The following is a 23,021-nucleotide window of genomic DNA, read 5'->3' on the forward strand; positions in this document are numbered from 1 at the left end:
TCCTTAAGATTTACGCGCGACGCGTTCGAGCAATGCCGTCAGCTCATCGAGCTTAGCAGAGAGTGTCTCAACGTCATGTTTAGACGGAATGCCGATACGATTCAAGGCACTTGCAACACGGGAGTCGAACGCCTTCTCGACCTTGTCGAGCTGGACTTCGACACGACCCTTGAACGAGCTGACTTCGTCCTTGACGTCATCAATCTCGGCGTTGGCTGCTTCGAGTTTTTCGGTGACGGCTTTTTTGCCTTTCTTTTCAACAGTTTGACCGGCCTTGATCAACTCCTGAAAGTAGTCGCTGCCTTCTTGGCCGACCTTGGTGTAGGCACCCAGGCCTGCCAGCCAGATCTTGCGGGCATAGGATTTGACGTCGCTCAGAGCAGAAGTCGAAGCGTCGATTTTTTTCTTCAAAATGACTTTGGCCATGGTGCACCTCACGCGCAGAAGGTTTGAGGAACTGCCCGCAAAGGTGTCGGGCTCAGGCACAAAGTAGGGAGAAAAATTAGAAACGGCACCCTAACAACTGACATAAACAGCAGGAGCACCACAGAACAAATGCAGGAGTGAGCCTGCTCGCGATTGAGGTCTGTCAGTCAACATTGCGGTGACTGACAGACCCCAATCGCGAGCAGGCTCACGCCTACAGGGGATCGTATTTCAGACCAGGGCCTTGTCGAGGGCCTTCTCGATCTCGGCTTTGATCATGCCGCTCATGGCCGACATCATGATGCCCAGTTCCACATCGACCTTGATCGAATCGTCGGCCACATGCACCGCGCCTTTCACGCCTGAGCGCTTGAGGTTCAGGGTGTCGCCCGACCACTGCGGCTCCAGGCCATATTGATCGGAGAGTTTCTGCGCCAGCTTGTCGGCCTTCTCGCGGGCGGCTTCCTTGCCCAGGTTGTGGGCACGCTCAACACTGATTTTGGCCATTGAATGACTCCTGCTTGATGAATAGGTCTCGGCAAATCTTGACCGCGTCTGCGGCAAATCGTCCCGAAGGTTGCCCATCTTACCTTTAGCCATTCCAAGACAAAGCATGGCTTGGGGATTAGAATGTCGCGCATTCTCTTTTGGTGACAGCGATATGACTGATCAGCGCAAAGGCAGCGATGCCGAACCCACCACACACTTCGGCTTCAAAAACGTTCCGGAAAGCCAGAAAGCGGAAAAAGTCGCTGAGGTCTTCCACTCGGTAGCGGCGAAATACGACCTGATGAACGACCTTCTGTCGGGCGGCATGCACCGTCTGTGGAAGCGTTTTGCGATCGAATTGTCGGGCGTGCGCAGCGGCAACCGCGTGCTGGACATCGCTGGCGGCACGGGCGACCTGACCAAAAAGTTCTCCCATCTCGTTGGCCCGACCGGCCAGGTGGTGCTGGCCGACATCAACGAATCCATGCTCAAGGTCGGCCGTGATCGTCTGCTGGATCTGGGGGTGTCGGGCAACGTCGAATTCGTTCAGGCGGATGCCGAAAAGCTGCCGTTCCCGGACAACCATTTCGACTGCGTGACCATCGCCTTCGGCCTGCGCAACGTGACGCACAAAGAAGACGCCCTGCGCTCGATGCTGCGCGTGCTCAAGCCCGGCGGTCGCCTGCTGGTGCTGGAGTTCTCCAAGCCGACCAACGCGCTGATGTCGAAAGCCTACGACGCCTACTCGTTCGCCTTCATGCCGCTGATGGGCAAGCTGATCACCAACGACTCGGAAAGCTATCGCTACCTGGCCGAATCGATCCGCATGCACCCGAATCAGGAAACCCTGAAGTCGATGATGGTCGACGCCGGTTTCGACCGCGTGACCTATCACAACATGACCGCAGGCATCGTCGCCCTGCACCGCGGCATCAAGCCCTGATGTTGCTCACCGGGCTGCTCGCCAGCGTTGAACTCGGTCTGAACCGGGTGCTGCGTCTCGACAGCACGGCGCTGCCGCGGCTGGCGCATCTGACCGGCAAGGTGATTGCCGTCGATTGCCGCAGCCCGGCGCTGCAACTGTTCATCCTGCCGAGCGATGAGGGCCTGATGCTGGCCGCGCACTGGGAAACCGCTGTCGACTGCACCTTGCGTGCGCCCGCGTCGAGCCTGGTGAAACTGGCCGTGAGCAAGGACAAGACCGCGGTGCTGCACGCCCCGGAAGTCGAGCTCGACGGTGACAGCGGCGTGCTGCTGGAACTGGCCGGCGTGCTGCAGGATCTGGAGCTGGACTGGGAGTACGAACTCTCGCGCTGGCTGGGTCCGGTCGCCACGCAGCTGGTGGGCGGTCATCTGCGCAGCCGCGCGCGCTGGTATCAACAAGGATTTGCCAGCCTCAACCAGAACCTCGCCGAATACCTCGCCGAAGAATCGCGCACCCTCGTCGGGCAGCGCGAGGCCGAAGCGCGGTTCAGCGAACTGGACCGGATCAAACTTGATCTGGAACGTCTCGAGGCGCGTTTCGAGCGCCTTTCCCGATCCCTCGACCCAAGCGATAACGCATGAAGCTGCTTGCCGTCCGCCGTCTGTTGCGCATCCAGCGCGTCGTGATCCGCTACCGCCTCGATGACCTGCTGTTCGAGTTGCCGCTGCCCTGGTTTCTCCTGGCGCTGCGCTATGTGCTGCCGTGGCGCTGGTTCCCGCGCAAGCCGCTGGACCTGAGCCGTGGCGCACGCCTGCGCCTGGCCCTGCAGGACCTGGGTCCGATCTTCATCAAGTTCGGGCAGATTCTCTCGACCCGCCGCGACCTGTTGCCGGAAGACATCGCCGATGAGCTGATGCTGCTGCAGGACCGCGTGCCGCCGTTCGATTCGCAGTTGTCGATCAAGCTGATCGAAGAGCAACTGGGCAAGAAGATCAGCGAAGTGTTCAGCCGTTTCGACGTCGAACCGCTGGCCTCGGCCTCGGTGGCGCAGGTGCATGCCGCACAGCTGAAAACCGGCGAAGAAGTGGTGGTCAAGGTGATCCGTCCGGGCCTGAAACCGGTGATCGCCCAGGATCTGGCGTGGCTGTTCATCCTCGCCCGCGCCGCCGAAAAAGTCTCCGCCGACGCCCGCTTGCTGCACCCGGTGGACGTGGTGCAGGACTACGAGAAAACCATCTACGACGAACTCGACCTGCTGCGCGAGGCGGCCAACGCCAGCCAGTTGAAACGTAACTTCGAAGGCTCGCCGCTGCTCTACGTGCCACAGGTCTACTGGGACTGGTGCCGGCCGAAAGTGCTGGTGATGGAGCGCATCTACGGGATTCAGGTGACGGATCTGGCGACCCTCGCCGACCAGCGCACCGACATGAAGATGCTCGCCGAGCGCGGCGTGGAGATCTTCTTCACCCAAGTGTTCCGCGACAGTTTCTTCCACGCCGACATGCACCCGGGCAATATCTTCGTCAGCACCGTCAACCCGTGGAGCCCGCAGTACATTGCGATCGACTGCGGCATCGTCGGCAGCCTGACCCCGGAAGATCAGGACTATCTGGCGCGCAACCTGTTCGCCTTCTTCAAGCGTGACTATCGCCGCGTGGCGCAACTGCACATCGACTCGGGCTGGGTGCCGGCGGAAACCAAACTCAACGAATTCGAAGCGGCGATCCGTACCGTGTGCGAACCGATCTTCGAAAAACCGTTAAAAGATATTTCATTTGGCCAGGTGCTGATGCGCCTGTTCCAGACCGCACGACGCTTCAACATGGAAGTTCAGCCGCAGCTGGTGCTGCTGCAAAAGACTCTGCTGAACATCGAAGGCCTCGGCCGTCAGTTGTACCCGGACCTGGATCTGTGGAACACCGCGCAGCCGTTCCTCGAACGCTGGATGCGCGAGCGCATCAGCCCGAAAACCTTGATCGGCAACGTGCAGAGCCAGTTTGAACAGCTGCCGCATCTGGCCAACATGGCGCGCGACCTGCTCGAACGCATGTCCCAACCGCACGCCAAGGACCCGCCACCGCCCTGGCACAAACGCAAGGATGACTGGTTCCTGCGCCTGCTCGGCAGCGCTCATCTGGCAGGCGGCACCATCCTTGCCGCCGGTGGCCCGTTGCACGAACTGGGGCATTGGCCGGCAGGCATCATGGTGGCAGTCGGCTTGTATCTGGTCGTTCGCCGATAGCACGAATCTGCTGCAAGTTATAAGCTGCGAGCTGCAAGCTTGACGACACAGATACACCGCAGCCTGCTTTTACTTGCAGCTTGAAGCTCGAGACTCGAAGCTGCTTTTTTCAGGAATTGAAGATGAAAAACTGGCTGGACGAGATCAAGTGGGACGCTGACGGCCTGGTGCCGGCCATTGCCCAGGATCACAAAACCGGACGTGTGCTGATGATGGCCTGGATGAACCGCGAAGCCCTGGAGCTGACGGCGGCAGAAAACCGTGCCATCTACTGGTCACGTTCCCGTGGCAAGCTGTGGCGCAAGGGCGAAGAGTCCGGCCATGTGCAGACCCTGCATGAAATGCGTCTGGACTGTGATGCCGACGTCATCATCCTGATGGTCGAACAGATCGGCGACATCGCTTGCCATACCGGCCGTCAAAGCTGCTTTTACCGCGTCTTCGAAAACGGCGACTGGAAGACAGTCGACCCGGTCCTGAAAGACCCGCACGCTATCTATTGCGCAGGACACAAACATGAGTGACACCCTGACCCGCCTGGCCGAAGTGCTCGAAGAGCGCAAAGGCGCAGCCGCCGACAGCTCGTATGTGGCTAGTCTGTATCACAAGGGTTTGAACAAGATTCTGGAGAAAGTCGGCGAAGAGTCGGTCGAAACCATTATTGCCGCCAAGGACGCCGCGATCAGCGGCGACTGCAGCGATGTGATCTACGAGACCGCCGACCTGTGGTTCCACAGCATGGTCATGCTCGCCCAACTGGGGCAGCATCCGCAGGCCGTGCTGGATGAACTGGATCGCCGCTTCGGCCTGTCCGGACACGTCGAGAAAGCCTCGCGTCCGTCCGCCTGAACAACTTCTAGAGAGGAACAGCAACATGGGCATTTTTGACTGGAAACACTGGATCGTCATTCTGGTTGTCGTGGTGCTGGTGTTCGGCACCAAGAAACTGAAAAACCTCGGCACCGACGTCGGTGAGTCGATCAAGGGCTTCCGCAAAGCCATGAACGACGACGAGAAACCCGCTGCCGATCCGACCGTAACGCCTGCGCAACCGGTGCCACCGGTGCAGCCGCAAACGACCGCTCAGGCCAACCCGCCGCACACCATCGACGTGCAGGCGCAGAAAGTCGAAGAGCCGATTCGCAAAGACGTGTGAGCACTGACTAATGTTTGGTATCAGCTTCTCTGAACTGCTGCTCGTCGGCCTCGTCGCCCTGCTGGTGCTGGGTCCCGAGCGTCTGCCGGGCGCTGCGCGCACCGCCGGCCTGTGGGTCGGGCGGCTGAAGCGCAGCTTCAACGCGATCAAACAGGAAGTTGAACGTGAAATCGGTGCCGACGAGATCCGTCGGCAACTGCACAACGAGCACATTCTGTCGCTGGAGCAGGAGGCGCGGAAGATTTTCACGCCGGTTCAGCAGGAACCGACGCCGGTCGAGCACGTGGGTGAGCAGACGATTCACAGCCCTGCTGCTGCGACACCACCTGCAGCCGCCAGTGCACCAGTCATGACACCGACTGAACCAGCGCCCGCCGCTGCACAAACTTCGGTTGAACACGTTGCTCCAGCCGCCGCGCCTGTTGCGCCGGCCCCTCACGACCCCACATTGCCGCCGCGAGCCCCATGAGCGATCTCCCCGAAAACGACCAGCACATGCCGCTGGTTTCGCACCTCACCGAGTTGCGCACCCGCCTGCTGCGTTGCGTGGCGGCGATCTTCATCATCTTCGCCGGGCTGTTCGCCTTCACCCAGCAAATCTACACCTTCGTCTCGACGCCGCTGCGCCAGTACCTGCCGGTCGGCGCGACGATGATCGCCACCGACGTGTCATCGCCGTTCCTGACGCCGCTGAAGCTGACGATGATGGTCTCGCTGTTCCTCGCGATCCCGGTGATCCTGCATCAGATCTGGGGCTTTATCGCGCCGGGCCTGTACAAGCATGAGAAGCGCATCGCGGTGCCGCTGCTGGTTTCCAGCATCCTGCTGTTCTACACCGGCATGGCGTTCGCCTATTACTTCGTGTTCCCGCTGATCTTCAAGTTCTTCGCTGCGGCCACCCCGGCCGGCGTGGAAATGATGACCGACATCGCCAGTTACCTCGATTTCGTCATGACGCTGTTCTTCGCCTTCGGCGTGGCGTTCGAGATCCCGGTGGCTGTTGTGCTGCTGGTGTGGATCGGCGTAGTCGACGTAGCCTACCTGAAGAAAATCCGCCCGTACGTGATCATCGGCTGCTTCGTGGTCGGCATGATCCTCACGCCTCCGGACATCTTCTCGCAGACCCTGCTCGCCGTGCCGATGTGGATGCTGTTTGAAATCGGCATCCTGTTCGGTGGGCTGATCAGCAAGCGCGAACGCCCGGACGAAACCCCGGCCGACGATCACAACGACCAGCCGCCAGCGACCCAGGCATGAACCTGCTGTTGCTCGAAGAGGCCGACTTCATCGCGGCCGACCGCGTCGTGCTGCGTGACCGGCGCCTGACCCACATGCAGGAAGTGCATCGCTCCGAAGTCGGTGACAGCCTGCGGGTCGGGCGCATCAATGGCCTGATGGGTTCGGCCGAACTGCTGCGCCTCGAGGCCGGCGAAGCCGAACTGCGCGTCACCCTCGATCAGCCACCGCCGGCCAAGCTGCCGCTGACCCTGGTGTTGGCCCTGCCGCGTCCGAAGATGCTGCGGCGGGTGTTCCAGACCGTGGCGACCATGGGCGTATCGAAGGTAATTCTGGTCAACAGCTACCGGGTCGAGAAGAGCTTCTGGCAGACGCCGTTCCTGGAGCCGGAAGCAATTCGCGAGAATCTGATCCTCGGTCTCGAGCAGGCCCGCGATACCGTGCTGCCGGACATCATCATTGAGAAACGCTTCAAGCCATTCGTCGAAGACCGCCTGCCGGCGATCACCGAAGGCACCCTCGGCCTGGTCGGTCATCCCGGTAACTACCCGCCGTGCCCGCGTGCGCTGAGCGAACCGGTGACACTGGCGATCGGCCCGGAAGGCGGCTGGATCCCCTACGAAATCGACCTGTTGGGCAAGTCCGGCCTGCAACCGGTGCAACTGGGCGAGCGCATCCTGCGCGTCGAAACCGCCGTCACCGCCCTCCTCGCCCGCCTGTTCTAAATCCGACGCGCAACCTCTGTGGCGAGGGAGCTTCACCCCGGATAAATGGCGTTACAGATTGCCATCACTCGGCCGATACCCTCTCCATAAGTCCAATTAGTGGTCCGAGGGGAGTCGTCGCATGTACCGTTGGTTAGCCGAGAATCTTGGGAACGTCAGTGTCAAACGCAAGCTGGGCATCGGTTTCGGCCTGGTGCTGTTGCTGACGCTGTTGATTACCTTCACCGGCTGGACCGGCATGGGCGGCATCATCAGCCGCGGTGACAAGCTCGGCTTCATCTCCAGCCTCAATGAGCTGACCAAGGACCTGCGCCTGGCCCGTCTGGACTATGAAGCTCGTCGTGGCGAACAAGGCCCGGGCGCGGTCAACGAGCTGTTGGCCAAACTCGCCAGCGGCCTGCAAACCGCGCGCGGTCTGATCGAGCAGCCTTCCGATGCGGCGATGGTCGATCAGCAACTGGCCGCCGTCGCCGAGTACAAGCGCGCCTTCGCCGAGATGACCCAGGCCACCGTGCAGCGCGAAGACGCGCGCAGCAAACTCGGCGCCAATGCCGACAATGCCGTGGCCAAGGTCGCGGAAGTCGAGAAATCCCTGCTGCAGGGTGACAGCGTCGCGCAATTCAACAGCGTGATCGAGCTGAGCAAACTGTTGCAGCAGGCGCGTTATCAGGTGCGCGGCTACACCTACAGCGGCAAGGCCGATGCGGAGCAGCCCGCGCTGGACGCCATCGACAATGCCCTGAAAAACCTCGACAGCCTGCCGGCGAAATTGCCCGAGCAGCACATCGCCAACCTGCAACAGGCCACCGACTCGATCAAGGCCTATCGTGCGGCAGTCGCTCAGTTCCGCGACTCGCAGGTGAACAATGCCAAGGCCGGGGCCACCATGAAGGCTCAGGGCGACATCCTCCTCGACGTCAGCAAGAAACTCACCCAATCGCAAACCGTGGTGCGCGACACCGATGCCGCGCACGCCAAGAACATGTTGATCATCGCCACCCTGCTCGCTGTGGCCTTCGGCCTGCTGGCCGCCTGGGCAATCACCCGGCAGATCATCATTCCGCTGAACCAGACCCTGAAAGTCGCCGAACAAGTGGCCGCCGGTGATCTGACCCACAACCTCGTGTCGCAGCGCCGCGACGAACTCGGTCAGTTACAGCGCTCGATGCAAAGCATGACCCAAGGCCTGCGCGAGCTGATCGGTGGCATCAGCGATGGCGTGACCCAAATTGCCAGCGCTGCCGAAGAGCTGTCGGCGGTCACCGAGCAGACCAGCGCCGGGGTCAACAATCAGAAGATCGAAACCGACCAGGTCGCCACCGCCATGAACGAAATGGCCGCCACCGTGCAGGAAGTCGCACGCAACGCCGAGGAAGCTTCCGAAGCCGCCGTGGCCGCCGACCAGCAGGCCCGCGAAGGCGACAAGGTGGTCGGTGAAGCGATCGCGCAGATCGAGCGTCTGGCGGTTGAAGTCGGTCATTCCACCGAGGCCATGGGCGAACTCAAGCGCGAAAGCGACAAGATCGGCAGCGTGCTCGACGTGATCAAGTCCGTGGCCCAGCAAACCAACCTGCTGGCGCTCAACGCCGCCATCGAAGCCGCCCGTGCCGGTGAGGCGGGTCGTGGTTTTGCCGTGGTCGCGGATGAAGTGCGCAGCCTCGCCCAGCGCACCCAGAAGTCCACCGAAGAGATCGAAGAACTGATCGTCGGCCTGCAAAACGGCACCCAGCAAGTGGCGACGATCATGGACAACAGCCGCTCCCTGACCGACAGCAGCGTCGAACTGACCCGTCGCGCCGGTGGTTCGCTGGAAAGCATCACCCGCACCGTGTCGGCGATTCAGGCGATGAACCAGCAGATTGCGGCAGCAGCCGAGCAGCAGAGCGCCGTGGCTGAGGAGATCAACCGTAGCGTGCTGAATGTGCGGGATGTGTCGGATCAGACCTCGGCGGCCAGTGAAGAGACCGCGGCGTCCAGTGTTGAGCTGGCGCGGCTGGGGACGCATTTGCAGACGTTGGTGGGGCGCTTCAAGGTTTGAGGTGATTCATCTGCCTCGGTTCACTGGGAACCGGGGTGAGGCTATCGCTGGCAAGCCAGCTCCCACAGGATTTATGTCGATCACAACGGTTGTGTTCAACCCACTCACTGTGGGAGCTGGCTTGCCAGCGATGGCGTCCGAGGGGACGCCGCCGTTACAGGACCTGACGCAGGAAAGCCTGAGCGCGCGGATCCTTCGGTGCATCAAAGAACTCTGCCGGCGCCGCATCTTCCAGCAACTTGCCGTGATCGAAAAACAACACCCGATCCGCCACTTCCCGGGCAAAACCCATTTCGTGGGTGACGCAGACCATGGTCATGCCTTCCACGGCCAGGCTCTTCATCACGTCCAGCACTTCACCGACCATTTCCGGGTCGAGGGCCGACGTCGGTTCGTCGAACAGCATCACTTTCGGGTCCATCGCCAGCGCCCGGGCAATCGCCACACGCTGTTGTTGACCGCCGGACAGGCGTGAAGGGTATTCCCGGGACTTCTGTGCGATACCGACCTTCTCCAGCAACGCCAGGGCCTTGGCCTCGCTTTCCTTCTGCCCGCGCTTGCGCACGACTTTCTGTGCGAGGCAGAGGTTTTCCAGCACGGTCATGTGCGGGAACAGGTTGAAGTGCTGGAACACCATGCCGACTTCGCGGCGGTAGGCGTTGACGTCGGTTTTCGGGTCGGCCAGTTGCAGGCCGTCGATGCTGACCGAACCCGAGTCGAACGCTTCCAGACCATTGAGGCAACGCAGGAAGGTCGATTTGCCGGAACCCGACGGACCGATCACCACCAGCACTTCGCCCTTGGCCACCGTGGTAGTGACGTGATCCACAGCGCGGACTACCTGGCCACGGGTGTCGAAGACTTTTACCAGATCGCGGACTTCAATCACTTTGCGCGAGCCTCCGCTCAAGCCGGCTGGCGATTTTCGACAGCGGCAGGTTGATCAACAGGTACAGGCCGGCGACGCAGAACAGGATTTCGAACGGCGAGAACGAGGTGGTGATGACTTCGCGACCGCTTTTCAGCAGCTCGGTGATGGCGATCACCGACACCAGCGAGGTGTCCTTGACCAGACTGATGAATTGCCCTGCCAGCGGCGGCAGCACGCGTTTGAAGGCTTGCGGCAGCACCACGTGACGCATCGACTGGCCAGCGCTCAAGCCGAGCGAACGCGCCGCTTCGTTCTGGCCACGGGCAATCGACTGCACGCCGGAACGGATGATCTCCGCCACATAAGCACCCGTGAACAGCGACAACGCGGCGATCCCGGCGAACTCACGGGACAGGTTCATCACCGTGCCGATGAAGAAGTAGAAAATGAAGATCTGCACCAGCAGCGGTGTGCCGCGCACCAGTTCGACGTAGATGCTCGACAGGTCGCGCAGGGTCGGGTTGCTCGACAGGCGACACAGCCCGGTGACCAGACCGATCAACAACCCGAGCACGCCGGACACCACCGACAGCCACAGCGTCGTCCACAGCCCCCACAACAACGGCCCTGCGGCCCAATGCCGGGTCACGCCCACGACGTCGCCTTCCGCGACATCGTCGCCCTGAGCGAATTGCAGGCTGTTCTCGTCGACCGTCAGGTGCTGCTCGTCACCGGCGTCGTTACGCAGGGTGACTTGGGCGCTGCTGCCCTTGCGCACCAGTTCGGTAACCGTGGATATGTCGGTGGCGCGCTGGGATTCTTCGGCCTGATAGGCGAAATACTGTGGCACGCGGTTCCAGCGCCATTCGTAGGACATCAGCGACGTGGCGTAATACAACGCGCCCGCCAGGCCGACCAGCACCAGCACGGTGAGGACGTGCCAGGGCCATTGGGCTTTTTTCTGTTTCATTGCAGGTTCCGGATTTTGTGTTGCTCTGGAGGGCCTCTTCGCGAGCAAGCTCGCTCCCACAGGGGATTTGTGGTGTTCACATAATCACTGTGGGAGCGAGCTTGCTCGCGAATGGGGCAACTCGGTCTATCTGACCGGGCTTATTCCATGTCCTTGAGCCACTCGGTGCTCTTGAACCACTTGTCATGGATACGATCGTAGGTGCCGTCTTCGTGGATCTGGTGCAGGAAGTTGTTGATGAAGTTGAGGCTGTCGTAGTCGCCCTTCTTCAGACCGAAGGCCAGCGGCTCGTAGGTGAACGGCTTGTCGAGGAACACCAGTTTGCCGGCGCCGACCTTGTTCACCGCCACCACGTTGTACGGCGCGTCGTAGATGAAGGCGTCAGCCTTGCCATTGACCACGTCGAGCACCGCTTCCTGCTCGTTGTCGTAGCCGTGGTATTTGGCTTTGGCGATCAGTTTCTTGGCGACCATCTCGCCGGTGGTGCCGAGCTTGGAGGTGATGCGATAGTCGGCGGTGTTCAGGTCTTTATAGGACTTGATGGTGCCTTCCAGCTCCTTGCGGATCAGCAGGGTCTGGCCGACGACGATGAACGGTTCGCTGAAGTTCAGGCGCAGGTTGCGCTCCTGGGTCAGGGTCATGCCGCTGCCGATCATGTCGAATTTGTCAGTCATCAGTGCCGGGATGATCCCGTCGTAACCGGTCGACACCAGCTCCAGCTTGACGCCCATGGCCTTGGACATGGCCTTGAGGATGTCGACTTCGAAGCCGATGATCTCGCCGCGCTTGTTGGTCATCTCGAACGGCATGTAGGTCGGGTCCATGCCGACTTTCAAGGTGCCGCGCTTGACCGCGTCGTCGATCGCGCCGGCGTGCGCCGCATTGACTGCAACCAGTGCCGTGACGCCGACCAGCAGCATCGACAGATACTTCTTCATCTTCAAGTCCCCAAAACCATTGCAATTGCGGCGCGAAAACCAACAGAGGCGGGCAAAAAAGCCCGGGTGCGCCAATTCGGGGACGGATGCTAACGCACTCGTTTTTTTGCACAAGGTTTAATGGACGATTTGTTTAACAATCAAGAGCTGACCCTCATCGGAACGCGGCCCAGCCCTCTCCCCGAGGGAAAGGGGGCCGACCGAGGTGTCTCAAGCTATACGCCGACCTGAAAGATCGAGTCGATTATGGATTCAACCCAGCAAGATCAGGTCGACGTAACGCTGAAGCATCCCCCGATCAGTCCCCTCTCCCTCTGGGAGAGGGCTAGGGTGAGGGCCTTTTCAGCAGGCAAAAAAAACCCCGCAACATCGCGGGGTTTCTTTATCAGGCCGGTTGCGCCTGCAAGCTCACCGGTCGCAGCGGCAGCAATGGCGCATGCGGATCGGCTTTCACCGAAGCGCGCCAGGCATCCAGCCACTCGGCGTGACCTTCGGCCCAGACCAGCTCGTGCAGACGCGCCAGGGCCACCGGATCGCTCAGCAGTTGCAGGCGATCATGGTTGCTCAGCGCCGCCGGGCCAGCTTTCAGGGCGTGACGCACCCGTTCCTGACGCAGCCATTCGATCGGCTCGGCCTGACCGTGTCGCGAGGTCGCCAGCGAGCACGCCAGGGCGTTCTGCTGCGGATCGACCACGGCGCGGACGAAGCCGTCCTTCAGCGCGTGCCAACGGTTCTCGTGGGTGTACTGGTCGGTCGCCAGCAGCGCCTGTGGCGGATTGTATTCCTCTGGGATGAGGAACAGGCTCTCGTCACGGGACTTGAGACCCAGGCCGACACGGCTGGAGATCACCGACACCGGGATCGACAGCATCAGCGAACCGACGATCGGCACCAGCCACCACAGGAAGCTCGGGTTCAGCCAGATCACCAGCAGCGCCCAGCAGAAACCCAGCAGGGTCTGCGGACCGTGGCGTTTGACCGCCTCGCTCCAGGGCGTCGAGTCGTCGTCACGCTGCGGCGAGTTCCAGGTCGCGGCCCAGCCGAGGAACGCGGCAAGGACGAAACGGGTGTGGAAAATCATCCGCACCGGCGCCAGCAGCATGGAGAACAGCATCTCCAGCAGCATCGACAGGGTCACCTTGAACTTGCCACCGAACTCTTTCGCGCCCTTGGCCCAGATCAGGATGATGCTCAACAGTTTCGGCAGGAACAGCAGCACGATGGTGGTCGAGAACAGCGCGATCGCCTTGTCCGGGTGCCATTGTGGCCACAACGGATAGAGCTGGCGCGGTTCGAGGAAGTACTGCGGCTCCATCAGCGTGTTCACCGCCAGCAGCGCAGTCGACAACACCAGGAAGAAGAACCACAACGGCGCCGACAGGTACGACATCACGCCGGTGAGGAACACCGCACGGTGCACCGGGTGCATACCTTTTACCAGGAACAGGCGGAAGTTCATCAGGTTGCCGTGGCACCAGCGACGGTCACGCTTGAGTTCATCAAGCAGGTTCGGCGGCAGTTCTTCGTAGCTGCCCGGCAGGTCGTAGGCAATCCACACGCCCCAACCGGCACGGCGCATCAGCGCAGCTTCAACGAAGTCGTGGGACAGGATCGCACCAGAGAACGCACCTTTGCCCGGCAACGGCGCCAGGGCGCAGTGGTCGATGAACGGCTTCATGCGGATGATCGCGTTGTGACCCCAGTAGTGGGACTCACCCAGCTGCCAGAAGTGCAGACCGGCGGTGAACAGCGGGCCATACACACGCGTGGCGAACTGCTGCATGCGCGCATACAGGGTGTCCATGCCCGACGCACGCGGCGCGGTCTGGATAATCCCGGCGTCCGGCGTGGCTTCCATCAGGCGCACCAGACTGGTCAGACACTCGCCGCTCATCACCGAGTCGGCGTCGAGCACGACCATGTACTTGTAGTCACCGCCCCAGCGACGGCAGAAGTCGTCGAGGTTGCCGCTCTTGCGTTTCACACGACGGCGACGGCGGCGATAGAAGATCTTGCCGAAACCCTTGGCTTCGCGGCAGACATCCAGCCAGGCCTGTTGCTCGGCGACGCAGATATCGGTGTCGTTACTGTCGCTGAGGACAAAGAAGTCGAAGCGGTCCAGATCACCGGTGGCAGCGACCGATTCGAACGTCGCCCGCAAACCGGCGAACACGCGCGGCACGTCTTCGTTGCAGATCGGCATGACCAACGCGGTACGCGCGTCTTTGGCAATCGGCTCGTTACCGGCGCTTTTACCGGAGATACGGTATTTATCGTGACCGGTGAGCAACTCGAGGAAGCCCATCAACGCGGTCCAGAAACCCGCCGACACCCAGCAGAACAGAATCCCGAACAAGATCAGGATGCTGGTTTGCAGCGCATACGGCAGCACTTGCGTGGCAGTTTGCAGCAGCGGTTGGTGCAGGACTTCTTCCAGATCGACGAACGACCAGCCCTGGTACGGCATGATGCCTTTCATGTACCAACCGGCGACGATGGTCTGGCCGAGCATCAGCAGCAACAGAATGTAGCGACGGATCGAGCCAACGGTGCGCCAGCGCGCGGCCGGCAACACGTTGGCGTCTTTCGGCGGCTGCGGCGGGTTGGTGCGGCCGGTCAGACGGCGCCAGCCGCGCACCAGAATATTGGTGCGCCACGGCTCCGGTACGACTTTGGTCCGTCGGATCGGCGGCGTCGCCTTGAGGCTGACGCGGCCGCTGGCGTCGAGCACCAGCATCTCGGCGTCGGCCAGTTCTTCGGCGGTGCTCAGTGTCAGGCGCTTGCCCACCGAAGCCTGGGCGGCTTCGGCAGGGGCGTCGAACGTCGAAGACGACAGGCGTTCATGCAGCTCGCTGAACGACTGGCAGCCCGCGAGTTCCGCGCGCTGCTCGTCGGTCATCGGCAGATGCGCCAGGTACTCGGACAGAGTCTCTGGCTGTACTTGAGAGTTACTCATCGGCAGGCAACTGATAGCTCCAGGTCTCGGTCAGGACTTCTTCAGTCGGTGCCGATTCCGGTGTGGCTGGGGCCGCGTTCGCAGCCGCTGGCTGCTTGGCGTCTTTGTTGGCCTTGTCCTTGGCATCTGCAGCGGGCTTGGCATCGGCCAGTTTGGCTTCGGCGGCCTTGGCTTCCTTGTCGATTTTCTCTTGTTGCTTGGCGGCAACCTTGTCGGCCTTGGCGACGGACGAGTTGGACGCCGGCACCGATTTCGCCAGATCAGCGGTCACGACCGGCTGTACCAGCGCGGCACGCATCTCGGTGGACTTGCTCGCGTCCTTGATTTTCATCCGCAGAGTCAAGCGCCAGCCTTTGGTTTCCGGGTTGTAGCGCACGCTGTTTTCGACCAGTTCGGCGTTGTCGCCAACACTGACCTGACTGCGCACGTCGGCATCCGGGGCCAGAGCGGCCAGCGACGGACCTTCGAAATCGACCAGGTACGCGACGCTGCCGTCCGGCTGACGGATCAGGTTCGACTGCTTGACGTCACCGGTCGAACGCAGGGTCTGCTTGACCCAGGCGCTGTCGGGGGCGTGAATCGCCGCTTCATCCATGGTCCAGTGCAGGCGGTAGGCGAAGTCCAGCGGCTGACCCGGCTCCGGCATTTTTTCCGGGCTCCAGAACGCAACGATGTTGTCGTTGGTTTCGTCGGCGGTCGGAATCTCTACCAGATCAACGGAGCCCTTGCCCCACTCGCCCTTCGGCTCGATCCAGGCGCTTGGGCGCTTGTCGTAGCGATCGTCGAGGTCTTCGTAGTGGCTGAAGTCGCGGCCACGTTGCAGCAGACCGAAACCACGCGGGTTCTCGACGCTGAAGTTGCTCACGGCCAAGTGTTTCGGGTTGTTCAGTGGACGCCAGATCCACTCGCCGTTGCCGGCATGGATCGACAGACCGCTGGAGTCGTGCAGTTCACGACGGTAGTTGAGGACTTTCGACGGCTGGTTGGCGCCGAACAGGAACATGCTGGTCAACGGTGCGATGCCCAGTTTGCCGACCTTGTCACGCAGGAACATCTGCGCCTTGACGTCGACAATGGTGTCACTGCCCGGACGCAGGATCAGGCGGTAGGCACCGGTGGCACGTGGCGAATCCAGCAGGGCGAAGATCACCAGGTGCTTGTCGCCCGGCTTCGGCTGTTGAATCCAGAACTCACGGAAACGCGGGAACTCTTCGCCCGACGGCAGCGCGGTGTCGATTGCCAGGCCACGGGCCGACAGACCGTAGGTATGACCCTTGCCAACGACGCGGAAGTAGCTCGCGCCGAGCATGGTCATGATTTCGTCTTGCTTGTCGGCCTTGTTGATCGGGTACAGCACACGGAAACCGGCATAACCCAGTTGTTCAGTGGCTTTCGGATCGAATTTCAGGTCGCCGAAATCGAAGCGCGTCGGATCGTATTTGATCTCTTCGACGGTGTTCGCTGTGATTTCATTGATTTTCACCGGTGTATCGAAGTGCATACCCTGGTGATAGAAGGACAGTTTGAACGGGGTCTTCTGATCAGCCCACTCAGCCTTTTCGGTGAGGAAGCGGATTTTCTGATAGTCCGCGAACTTCATGTCGCGGAATTCGTTCGGCAGGTTGCTGCGCGGGGCTTCGAACTTCTGCCCGGCCAGCTCTTTGGCCTTGGCCGATACATCGTCAAGATTGAACGCCCAAAGCTGACCGGCGCTGAGCAGGCACAGGAGCGCCGAACCCGCTACCAGGGCACTTCGCATGCGTTTGGCAGACATTTTTGCTGCATTACAGGGACTAACAATCACGAGCAACCCTCGCCGAAAACAGATCAAAAAACCAACGGCCAGCAAGCCGTCTGTGTGGCCATTTTTGTCAGCTTATTTCGGTTCCAGGAAATCAGATACTTCGTTGCCGCGCCTCCCCATAGCAAGCTATGAGTCGTCGCAGCGCCTTGTCTCTGACTCCCTGGCCCTCGAAATAATGCTGGCAAAAATGGCCGTACAGACCGCTCATACCAGGTTGGCGAGCATTGTTCCGACTCCGATGGGGCAAAATGATTCCCCAATCGGATCCAGACAAGTCTCTACCTAAGTCAAAAATGAATCAGCGAACGCTGATCCCAGTGCGCGCGATTATCTAGTAGCCCGCATGACAACGCATCAGGGGTAACAAAGTATTTATCGCGAAAACACCCTAAAAACAGTCGAAATTTCCTAAAAAGGTGTTTCAAGCGCTTTCAGGTCTGTAACAAAAAGGTAACCGGGCCATCGTTGACCAAATGCACCTGCATATCGGCGCCGAATCTACCTGATGCCACAGTGCCATGCACCTGTTTCGCACTGCTCAATAGATAGTCGAACAATTCCTCGCCCAAGGCCGGTGGCGCGGCCGTCGAAAAGCTCGGGCGCAACCCGCTTTTGGTGTCGGCCGCCAGCGTAAACTGCGAGACCAGCAGCAACCCACCGCCGACATCGGCGAGGGACAAGTTCATCTTGCCCTCCGCATCACTGAATACCCGATAGTTAAGCAGTTTATGCAGAAGTTTGTCGGCGCTGGTACGCGTGTCGTCGGGTTCGACCGCCACCAGCACCAGCAAACCGTGATCGACCGCGCCTACCACTTCACCCGCGACTTCAACCCGCGCACCGCGCACGCGCTGCAACAGGCCCTTCATGCTTCTTCGGGCGGCAGGTCGAGCAGGCGTCGCGCCATGTTACTGGCGGCACGGACCAGTGCATCGGTGATACCCGGTTCGGACGCGGCGTGCCCGGCGTCGCGAATCACCTGCAGCTCGCTGTTCGGCCAGGACTGATGCAATTCCCAAGCGTTGTCGAGTGGACAGATCACATCGTAACGACCGTGGATGATCACGCCCGGCAGGTGGGCGATCTTGCCCATGTCGCGAATCAGTTGATTCGGCTCGAGGAAGGCGTTGTTGGTGAAGTAATGGCATTCGATCCGCGCAATCGACAGCGCGCGCTGTGGCTCGGAGAAGCGATCGACCACCAGCGGATTCGGCCGCAGGGTCGCGGTGCGCCCTTCCCAGGTCGACCAGGCTTTGGCCGCGTGCATCTGGGCGATCTGGTCGTTGCCGGTCAGGCGCTTGTGGAAGGCGCTGAGCAGATCGTCGCGCTCGTCCAGCGGAATCGGCGCGATGTAGTCCTGCCAGTAGTCGGGGAACAGACGGCTGGCCCCGGCCTGATAGAACCACTCGATTTCCTGCGGGCGGCAAAGAAAGATCCCGCGCAGGATCAGACCGTGGACACGCTCCGGATGGGTTTGCGCATAGGCCAGCGCCAGGGTCGAGCCCCACGAACCGCCGAACAGCACCCATTTGTCGATGCCCAGGTGTTTGCGGATACGTTCGAGGTCGGCGACCAGATCCCAGGTGGTGTTGTTTTCCAGGCTGGCGTGCGGGGTGGAGCGTCCGCAGCCGCGCTGGTCGAAAGTGACGATACGGTACAGGTTCGGATCGAAATAACGACGGCTCTGGGCGTCACAACCGGCGCCGGGGCCGCCGTGGATGAACACCACCGGCAAACCCTCCGGCGAACCGCTTTCATCGACATACAGCGTATGGGTGTCATCGACAGCCAGATCGTGCCGGGCATGGGGTTTGATCTGCGGAAACAATGTCTGCATTGCGTGCTCCGTAAGGGGTCGAGGTCATCCCTGGGGGGACTTCTATTATTCTGCCGTCAGGCATCATAAACCCGATTTACGTCAATGAGCATGCCCGTACGCAGTCACATTTTGTCAGCCATGTACCTCAACAGGTTTTCGTAGAGCCGGTCGACCTCGGCGACCTGGCCAAGCGCGCGCAAACAACCGTGCACAAGCCCTTCGCCGTAATAGAGGGTAGCGTCTGGCAACCGTTCGGCGTAGCGCACGCCGTCGTCGCGCAGGGGATCGAATTGCGCGACGGCGATGAACGCCGGCGGTAATCCGCTGAAGTCCTCGGCGAGCAAGGGCATGGCGTACGCGTTCGGCCGCGCGGTGCCGCGCAGGTAGAGCGCGTGATAGCAGTCGACGTCTGTGCTGCCGAGCAACGGCGCATCGGCACACTCGCTGCGGGACGGCAATCGTTCGTCGCCACCAAGGCCGGGATAGAGCAGCACTTGCGCTGTAGGCAGCGGCTCCCCGGCATCGCGCAACGCCAGGCACAACGCGGCGGCGAGATTGCCACCTGCGCTGTCACCGGCCACCAGCATTTTTTCTCGATCAAACCGGAACGGCCCGCTGCGCAAGGCGCGCCAGACACTCAGGCAATCCGCAAACCCGGCGGGAAAGGGGTGTTCGGGCGCCAGCCGATAATCCACCGCCACCACCATCGCGCCCAATGCCACGGCGAGCTCGAAGCAGATGAAGTCGTGGGAATCGAGGCCGCCGACCACCCAGCCGCCGCCATGCAGGTAGAGAATGCAGGGCCAGCCGGCGGCCGGGGGCTCTATGGGCGGGCGATACGAGCGCACCGCCACGCCGCTCAACCGGAAATCCACGACTCCAAGTCCCGCCGGGATTGGCGGAGTGAAGGCTCGACACATTTCATCGTAGTCGCGACGCAGGCCGTTGATGCTGCTGTCATCGCTGGTGAAACTGAGGGTCCTGGCGACGAAATCCGCCATGGCCGACGAAAGCTGGTAGTGAGCCATAAGCCCTCGATGCAGCAGCTATTTGCAGAGTGGCAGAACTGTGGCGAGGGAACTTGCTCCCGCTCAAGCGCGTAGTGCTCGAAACAGCCCTGGGTCCGCCTCGCAATCCTGCGGAGCAAGCGCCCGCGCCACAAAAAAATCATTCACCTATCTTCAGGGCTTGAGGCTGGCCTGAACCGCAGCCACACCTTCTTTGCCATCAAAACTGCTGACCCCCGCCAGCCAGCGCTGCAGATCCTCGGGGTGTTCACGCAGCCAGTTCTTCGCCACTTCCTGCGGGGTCTTGCGCGCCATGATCGGCACCATCAACTGACTTTCCTGAGCGGCGCTGAAGGTGAGGTTTTCCAGCAGTCGATACACGTTCGGACAGCGCTCGGCGTAATCCGGCGAGGTGACGGTGGACACGGTCGCGGCGCCTTCGTTGGGGCCGTAGACGTCTTCGCTGCCGGTCAGGTAAGTGATCTTCATGTTGATGTTCATCGGGTGCGGGGTCCAGCCGACGAACACCACGAACTCCTTGCGATTCACCGCGCGCTGCACGGCGGCCAGCATGCCCGCCTCGCCCGACTCGACGATCTTGAAATCCTTCAGACCGAAGTGGTTGGTCTCGATCATGGTGTTGATCGTGGTGTTGGCGCCGCTACCCGGTTCGATACCGTAGATCTTGCCGCCGAGCTGATCCTTGAACCTGGCGATGTCGGCAAAGGTTTTCAGCCCGGCTGCCGCGACGTAATCCGGCACCGCCAGCGTCGCCTGCGCATCCGCCAGGCTCGGCTGGTCCATGACCTTGACTTGATGGGCGGCGAGGAACGGCGCGATGTTGTTGTCCATCGCCGGTTTCCAGTAACCGAGGAAGATGTCCAGACGCTTGTCGCGAATACCGGCAAAGATGATCTGCTGCACCGCGCTGGTCTGCTTGCTCTCGTAGCCGAGGCCGTTGAGCAGCACGTCGGCCATGCCGCTGGTGGCGATGACGTCAGTCCAGTTGACCACGCCCATGCGCACGGTTTTGCACGACGCGTCGTCATTGGCCATGGCGCCGGCGCTGAGCAGCGCGCAGCCGGTGAGGATTAACGCACAGCGAGTGAAGAGTTTTTTCATTCGGGAGGTCTCGTGCGGCAGCGGATTATTGTCAGGTCGGTGTCTGTTGCACCATGGCCGAAACATTACGCAGGCGACGAGAGGGAAAGATGAACGGTGGCGACCGTGTTTTGCACAGCGGCGACCCGGACGGAACACCGTCCCCTTGTGAGAGCGAGCTTGCTCGCGAATGCGGTGGGTCAGTCACCTCATAATCGACTGACACTATGCTTTCGCGAGCAAGCTCGCTCCCACAGGGGGTTGTGGGTCTGTGTTCAGGATTTGTAGTGGCTCTCGCCCCAGGCGAGGAAACCTTGCAACAACTCCTTCAGCACCACCCGCGCCGGCTCGGCCAGGTCGGCGCGATAGCGGAACGGTTCGAACTCTTCCATGTAGGTGCTCTGGCACAGCTCCAGTTGCACCGCGTGGATGTTCTCGGCCGGGTTGCCGTAATGACGGGTAATGTGGCCGCCCTTGAAGCGTCCGTTGAGCACGTGGCTGTAATTGCCGTAGCGCGCGCAGATGGCTTCAAGCTGACTGGCCAATTGCGGATCGCAACTGGCGCCGTTGAAGGTGCCGAGGTTGAAGTCCGGCAATTTACCGTCGAACAGGTGCGGGATGATCGAGCGGATCGAATGCGCGTCGAACAGCAGCGCGTAGCCGAACTCTGCCTTCAGTCGCGCCAGCTCTTGCTGCAGGGTGCGGTGGTACGGCGTCCAGATCTGTTCCAGATAGGTCGCGCGTTCTTCTTTCGAAGGCGCGTGCCCTTCGCGGAACAACGGGATGCCATCGAACAGTGTTGCCGGGTAGAGGCCGGTGGTGGCGCCGGCGTACAGCGGCTTGTCGTCGGACGGACGATTCAGGTCGATCACAAAACGCGAGTACTCGGCGGCCAAGGTGCTGGCGCCCAACGCTTCGGCAAAATCGTAGAGCTGCGGAATGTGCCAGTCGGTGTCCGGCAGGCTTTTCGCGTCCGCGATCAGCCCGGCTTCGACCGCAGGCGTCAGACGTAAACCGGCATGCGGCATGCTGATCAGCAGCGGCACGCGACCTTGTTTGAAACTCAGAACCTTATCCACAACCGCTCTCCTACAAACTTGATTCGACGCCGTGACGCACGACGCGTTTGTCCAGATCCCCACCGAGCCAATAAGCCAGATCCGCCGGGCGATCAATGTGCCAGGCAACAAAATCCGCAACCTTGCCGACTTCCAGCGAGCCATGCGTATCGGCCATGCCCAGCGCTTGTGCGGCATGAATAGTCGCACCGGCCAGGGCTTCTTCCGGGGTCATGCGGAAACAGGTACAGGCCATGTTCAGCATCAGGCGCAACGACAGCGCCGGCGAGGTGCCGGGGTTGAGGTCGCTGGCGATGGCGATTTTCACCTTGTGTTTGCGCAAGGCGTCCATCGGCGGCAATTGAGTTTCGCGCAGGAAGTAGAACGCTCCTGGCAGCAGCACCGCGACGGTGTCGGATTTGGCCATGGCGATGGCGTCGTCTTCGTCCATGAACTCCAAGTGATCGGCGGACAACGCGTGATACCGCGCCGCCAGACTGGCGCCATGCAGCGACGACAATTGTTCGGCGTGCAGCTTCACCGGCAACCCGAGTTTCTGTGCGGTGATGAATACCCGCTCGACCTGTTCCGGCGAGAACGCCAGGTATTCGCAGAACGCATCCACGGCATCAACCAGCCCTTCGGCGGCCAGCGCCGGGAGCATCTCGGCGCAGATGTGATTGATGTAAGCGTCAGCGCGATCCTTGTATTCCGGCGGCAACGCGTGGGCGGCCAGACAGGTGCTGCGCACGCTGATCGGCAGTTCTTTCTGCAGACGACGGATGACCCGCAGGATCTTGCGCTCGCTGGCCAGATCGAGACCGTAGCCGGACTTCATCTCGACCGTGGTCACGCCGTCGCGCATCAGGCTTTTCAAGCGTTTGGCGGCGCTGGCGAACAGCTCGTCTTCGCTCGCCTCACGGGTGGCGCGCACGGTGCTGGCGATGCCGCCGCCCTGCGCCGCGATCTCGGCGTAGCTGACGCCTTGCAGGCGCTTCTCGAATTCGCCGCTGCGGTTGCCGCCGAACACCGTGTGGGTGTGGCAGTCGATCAGGCCGGGGGTGACCCACGCGCCTTGCAGGTCGTTGACCGCCGGGTATTCGCCGGAGGGCAATTGAGTGCGCGGGCCGATCCACTCGATGTGCGCACCGGACGTCACGATGGCCGCATCCTCGATGATCGAATAGACGCCCTGCGCCATGGTTGCGACGTGGCAGTGTTGCCAGAGGGTTTTCACTGTTGGCCTCCGTTGGAATTGAT

At 61.3% G+C, this 23,021-nt stretch carries 23 protein-coding genes and 1 pseudogene; 11 read left to right on the plus strand and 13 right to left on the minus strand.

What is annotated here, in order from left to right:
• Positions 1-3: 3 nt before the first annotated feature.
• On the minus strand, positions 4-426 hold the full coding sequence (locus tag K5Y35_RS05360) for a phasin family protein (RefSeq protein WP_123470728.1): 423 nt from the start codon (positions 424-426) through the stop codon (positions 4-6).
• Between the two features lie 231 nt (positions 427-657).
• Complete coding sequence (locus K5Y35_RS05365; RefSeq protein WP_025110282.1) at positions 658-933, minus strand: polyhydroxyalkanoic acid system family protein; 276 nt, start codon at positions 931-933, stop codon at positions 658-660.
• Positions 934-1,087: 154 nt separating this feature from the next.
• Between K5Y35_RS05365 and ubiE the strand changes: the two genes are divergently transcribed.
• From ubiE to K5Y35_RS28115, 11 genes and pseudogenes are all read left to right on the plus strand, one after another.
• The gene (gene ubiE / locus K5Y35_RS05370; protein WP_003220857.1) at positions 1,088-1,858 is read left to right on the plus strand and encodes a bifunctional demethylmenaquinone methyltransferase/2-methoxy-6-polyprenyl-1,4-benzoquinol methylase UbiE; all 771 of its coding nucleotides are present in this window, start codon (positions 1,088-1,090) and stop codon (positions 1,856-1,858) included.
• A complete protein-coding gene (locus tag K5Y35_RS05375; protein ID WP_222833831.1) occupies positions 1,858-2,481 on the plus strand; it encodes an SCP2 domain-containing protein in 624 nt (207 codons plus the stop codon). Before ubiE ends, K5Y35_RS05375 begins: the two co-directional genes overlap by 1 nt.
• Entirely contained in the window at positions 2,478-4,082 is a 1,605-nt protein-coding gene (gene ubiB / locus K5Y35_RS05380; protein ID WP_123470724.1) for a ubiquinone biosynthesis regulatory protein kinase UbiB, read from the plus strand. The genes K5Y35_RS05375 and ubiB overlap by 4 nt, the downstream gene beginning before the upstream one ends.
• Positions 4,083-4,204: 122 nt before the next feature.
• Positions 4,205-4,606: a phosphoribosyl-AMP cyclohydrolase gene (gene hisI / locus K5Y35_RS05385; RefSeq protein WP_123470722.1), complete on the plus strand. Its 402-nt coding sequence runs from the start codon at positions 4,205-4,207 to the stop codon at positions 4,604-4,606.
• Positions 4,599-4,931 carry a phosphoribosyl-ATP diphosphatase gene (locus K5Y35_RS05390; protein ID WP_007909355.1) on the plus strand — a complete coding sequence of 111 codons (333 nt, stop codon included), beginning with the start codon at positions 4,599-4,601 and terminating at the stop codon, positions 4,929-4,931. Before hisI ends, K5Y35_RS05390 begins: the two co-directional genes overlap by 8 nt.
• Positions 4,932-4,956: 25 nt before the next feature.
• A complete protein-coding gene (locus K5Y35_RS05395; protein ID WP_123470720.1) occupies positions 4,957-5,238 on the plus strand; it encodes a twin-arginine translocase TatA/TatE family subunit in 282 nt (93 codons plus the stop codon).
• A gap of 10 nt (positions 5,239-5,248) precedes the next feature.
• Positions 5,249-5,707 carry a Sec-independent protein translocase protein TatB gene (tatB, locus tag K5Y35_RS05400; protein ID WP_123470718.1) on the plus strand — a complete coding sequence of 153 codons (459 nt, stop codon included), beginning with the start codon at positions 5,249-5,251 and terminating at the stop codon, positions 5,705-5,707.
• On the plus strand, positions 5,704-6,495 hold the full coding sequence (gene tatC / locus K5Y35_RS05405; protein ID WP_038360030.1) for a twin-arginine translocase subunit TatC: 792 nt from the start codon (positions 5,704-5,706) through the stop codon (positions 6,493-6,495). Before tatB ends, tatC begins: the two co-directional genes overlap by 4 nt.
• Entirely contained in the window at positions 6,492-7,199 is a 708-nt protein-coding gene (locus K5Y35_RS05410; protein ID WP_123470716.1) for a 16S rRNA (uracil(1498)-N(3))-methyltransferase, read from the plus strand. Before tatC ends, K5Y35_RS05410 begins: the two co-directional genes overlap by 4 nt.
• Before the next feature lie 238 nt (positions 7,200-7,437).
• A pseudogene (locus K5Y35_RS28110) lies at positions 7,438-8,334 on the plus strand (methyl-accepting chemotaxis protein); the annotation flags it as partial.
• Between the two features lie 198 nt (positions 8,335-8,532).
• Complete coding sequence (locus tag K5Y35_RS28115; protein ID WP_410055922.1) at positions 8,533-9,237, plus strand: methyl-accepting chemotaxis protein; 705 nt, start codon at positions 8,533-8,535, stop codon at positions 9,235-9,237.
• A gap of 154 nt (positions 9,238-9,391) precedes the next feature.
• Here the strand turns inward: K5Y35_RS28115 and K5Y35_RS05420 are convergent, their stop codons facing one another.
• The 11 genes from K5Y35_RS05420 to hutI form a co-directional block, all read right to left on the minus strand.
• The gene (locus tag K5Y35_RS05420; RefSeq protein ID WP_222833833.1) at positions 9,392-10,126 is read right to left on the minus strand and encodes an amino acid ABC transporter ATP-binding protein; all 735 of its coding nucleotides are present in this window, start codon (positions 10,124-10,126) and stop codon (positions 9,392-9,394) included.
• Complete coding sequence (locus tag K5Y35_RS05425; protein WP_222833834.1) at positions 10,119-11,078, minus strand: amino acid ABC transporter permease; 960 nt, start codon at positions 11,076-11,078, stop codon at positions 10,119-10,121. Before K5Y35_RS05425 ends, K5Y35_RS05420 begins: the two co-directional genes overlap by 8 nt.
• A 140-nt stretch (positions 11,079-11,218) precedes the next feature.
• Positions 11,219-12,016 carry a transporter substrate-binding domain-containing protein gene (locus K5Y35_RS05430; RefSeq protein WP_041071500.1) on the minus strand — a complete coding sequence of 266 codons (798 nt, stop codon included), beginning with the start codon at positions 12,014-12,016 and terminating at the stop codon, positions 11,219-11,221.
• A gap of 385 nt (positions 12,017-12,401) precedes the next feature.
• Positions 12,402-14,972, minus strand: coding sequence for a glucans biosynthesis glucosyltransferase MdoH (gene mdoH, locus K5Y35_RS05435; RefSeq protein WP_123470708.1), 2,571 nt, complete (start codon positions 14,970-14,972; stop codon positions 12,402-12,404).
• On the minus strand, positions 14,965-16,746 hold the full coding sequence (locus tag K5Y35_RS05440; RefSeq protein WP_185015849.1) for a glucan biosynthesis protein G: 1,782 nt from the start codon (positions 16,744-16,746) through the stop codon (positions 14,965-14,967). The genes mdoH and K5Y35_RS05440 overlap by 8 nt, the downstream gene beginning before the upstream one ends.
• A gap of 461 nt (positions 16,747-17,207) precedes the next feature.
• Positions 17,208-17,645: a D-aminoacyl-tRNA deacylase gene (gene dtd / locus K5Y35_RS05445; protein WP_007909321.1), complete on the minus strand. Its 438-nt coding sequence runs from the start codon at positions 17,643-17,645 to the stop codon at positions 17,208-17,210.
• Positions 17,642-18,613, minus strand: a complete 972-nt coding sequence (pip, locus tag K5Y35_RS05450) for a prolyl aminopeptidase (protein WP_222833835.1) — start codon at positions 18,611-18,613, stop codon at positions 17,642-17,644. Before pip ends, dtd begins: the two co-directional genes overlap by 4 nt.
• Positions 18,614-18,717: 104 nt before the next feature.
• On the minus strand, positions 18,718-19,623 hold the full coding sequence (locus tag K5Y35_RS05455) for an alpha/beta hydrolase (RefSeq protein WP_186746243.1): 906 nt from the start codon (positions 19,621-19,623) through the stop codon (positions 18,718-18,720).
• A 153-nt stretch (positions 19,624-19,776) separates the two neighbouring features.
• Complete coding sequence (locus K5Y35_RS05460; RefSeq protein WP_222833836.1) at positions 19,777-20,724, minus strand: choline ABC transporter substrate-binding protein; 948 nt, start codon at positions 20,722-20,724, stop codon at positions 19,777-19,779.
• A gap of 254 nt (positions 20,725-20,978) precedes the next feature.
• On the minus strand, positions 20,979-21,782 hold the full coding sequence (gene hutG, locus K5Y35_RS05465) for an N-formylglutamate deformylase (RefSeq protein WP_222833837.1): 804 nt from the start codon (positions 21,780-21,782) through the stop codon (positions 20,979-20,981).
• A 10-nt stretch (positions 21,783-21,792) separates the two neighbouring features.
• Positions 21,793-22,998 carry an imidazolonepropionase gene (hutI, locus tag K5Y35_RS05470; protein ID WP_222833838.1) on the minus strand — a complete coding sequence of 402 codons (1,206 nt, stop codon included), beginning with the start codon at positions 22,996-22,998 and terminating at the stop codon, positions 21,793-21,795.
• Between the last annotated feature and the right edge of the window lie 23 nt (positions 22,999-23,021).

Source organism: Pseudomonas sp. SC3(2021), from assembly GCF_019856535.1.
GTDB classification, from domain to species: domain Bacteria; phylum Pseudomonadota; class Gammaproteobacteria; order Pseudomonadales; family Pseudomonadaceae; genus Aquipseudomonas; species Aquipseudomonas monsensis.

Bases quoted from the DNA above. Each gene is read 5' to 3' on its own strand.
- K5Y35_RS05360 (WP_123470728.1), bottom strand. From the start codon at position 426: ATGGCCAAAGTCATTTTGAAGAAAAAAATCGACGCTTCGACTTCTGCT.
- K5Y35_RS05365 (WP_025110282.1), bottom strand. From the start codon at position 933: ATGGCCAAAATCAGTGTTGAGCGTGCCCACAACCTGGGCAAGGAAGCC.
- ubiE (WP_003220857.1), top strand. From the start codon at position 1,088: ATGACTGATCAGCGCAAAGGCAGCGATGCCGAACCCACCACACACTTC.
- K5Y35_RS05375 (WP_222833831.1), top strand. From the start codon at position 1,858: ATGTTGCTCACCGGGCTGCTCGCCAGCGTTGAACTCGGTCTGAACCGG.
- ubiB (WP_123470724.1), top strand. From the start codon at position 2,478: ATGAAGCTGCTTGCCGTCCGCCGTCTGTTGCGCATCCAGCGCGTCGTG.
- hisI (WP_123470722.1), top strand. From the start codon at position 4,205: ATGAAAAACTGGCTGGACGAGATCAAGTGGGACGCTGACGGCCTGGTG.
- K5Y35_RS05390 (WP_007909355.1), top strand. From the start codon at position 4,599: ATGAGTGACACCCTGACCCGCCTGGCCGAAGTGCTCGAAGAGCGCAAA.
- K5Y35_RS05395 (WP_123470720.1), top strand. From the start codon at position 4,957: ATGGGCATTTTTGACTGGAAACACTGGATCGTCATTCTGGTTGTCGTG.
- tatB (WP_123470718.1), top strand. From the start codon at position 5,249: ATGTTTGGTATCAGCTTCTCTGAACTGCTGCTCGTCGGCCTCGTCGCC.
- tatC (WP_038360030.1), top strand. From the start codon at position 5,704: ATGAGCGATCTCCCCGAAAACGACCAGCACATGCCGCTGGTTTCGCAC.
- K5Y35_RS05410 (WP_123470716.1), top strand. From the start codon at position 6,492: ATGAACCTGCTGTTGCTCGAAGAGGCCGACTTCATCGCGGCCGACCGC.
- K5Y35_RS28115 (WP_410055922.1), top strand. From the start codon at position 8,533: ATGGCCGCCACCGTGCAGGAAGTCGCACGCAACGCCGAGGAAGCTTCC.
- K5Y35_RS05425 (WP_222833834.1), bottom strand. From the start codon at position 11,078: ATGAAACAGAAAAAAGCCCAATGGCCCTGGCACGTCCTCACCGTGCTG.
- K5Y35_RS05430 (WP_041071500.1), bottom strand. From the start codon at position 12,016: ATGAAGAAGTATCTGTCGATGCTGCTGGTCGGCGTCACGGCACTGGTT.
- mdoH (WP_123470708.1), bottom strand. From the start codon at position 14,972: ATGAGTAACTCTCAAGTACAGCCAGAGACTCTGTCCGAGTACCTGGCG.
- K5Y35_RS05440 (WP_185015849.1), bottom strand. From the start codon at position 16,746: ATGTCTGCCAAACGCATGCGAAGTGCCCTGGTAGCGGGTTCGGCGCTC.
- dtd (WP_007909321.1), bottom strand. From the start codon at position 17,645: ATGAAGGGCCTGTTGCAGCGCGTGCGCGGTGCGCGGGTTGAAGTCGCG.
- pip (WP_222833835.1), bottom strand. From the start codon at position 18,613: ATGCAGACATTGTTTCCGCAGATCAAACCCCATGCCCGGCACGATCTG.
- K5Y35_RS05455 (WP_186746243.1), bottom strand. From the start codon at position 19,623: ATGGCTCACTACCAGCTTTCGTCGGCCATGGCGGATTTCGTCGCCAGG.
- K5Y35_RS05460 (WP_222833836.1), bottom strand. From the start codon at position 20,724: ATGAAAAAACTCTTCACTCGCTGTGCGTTAATCCTCACCGGCTGCGCG.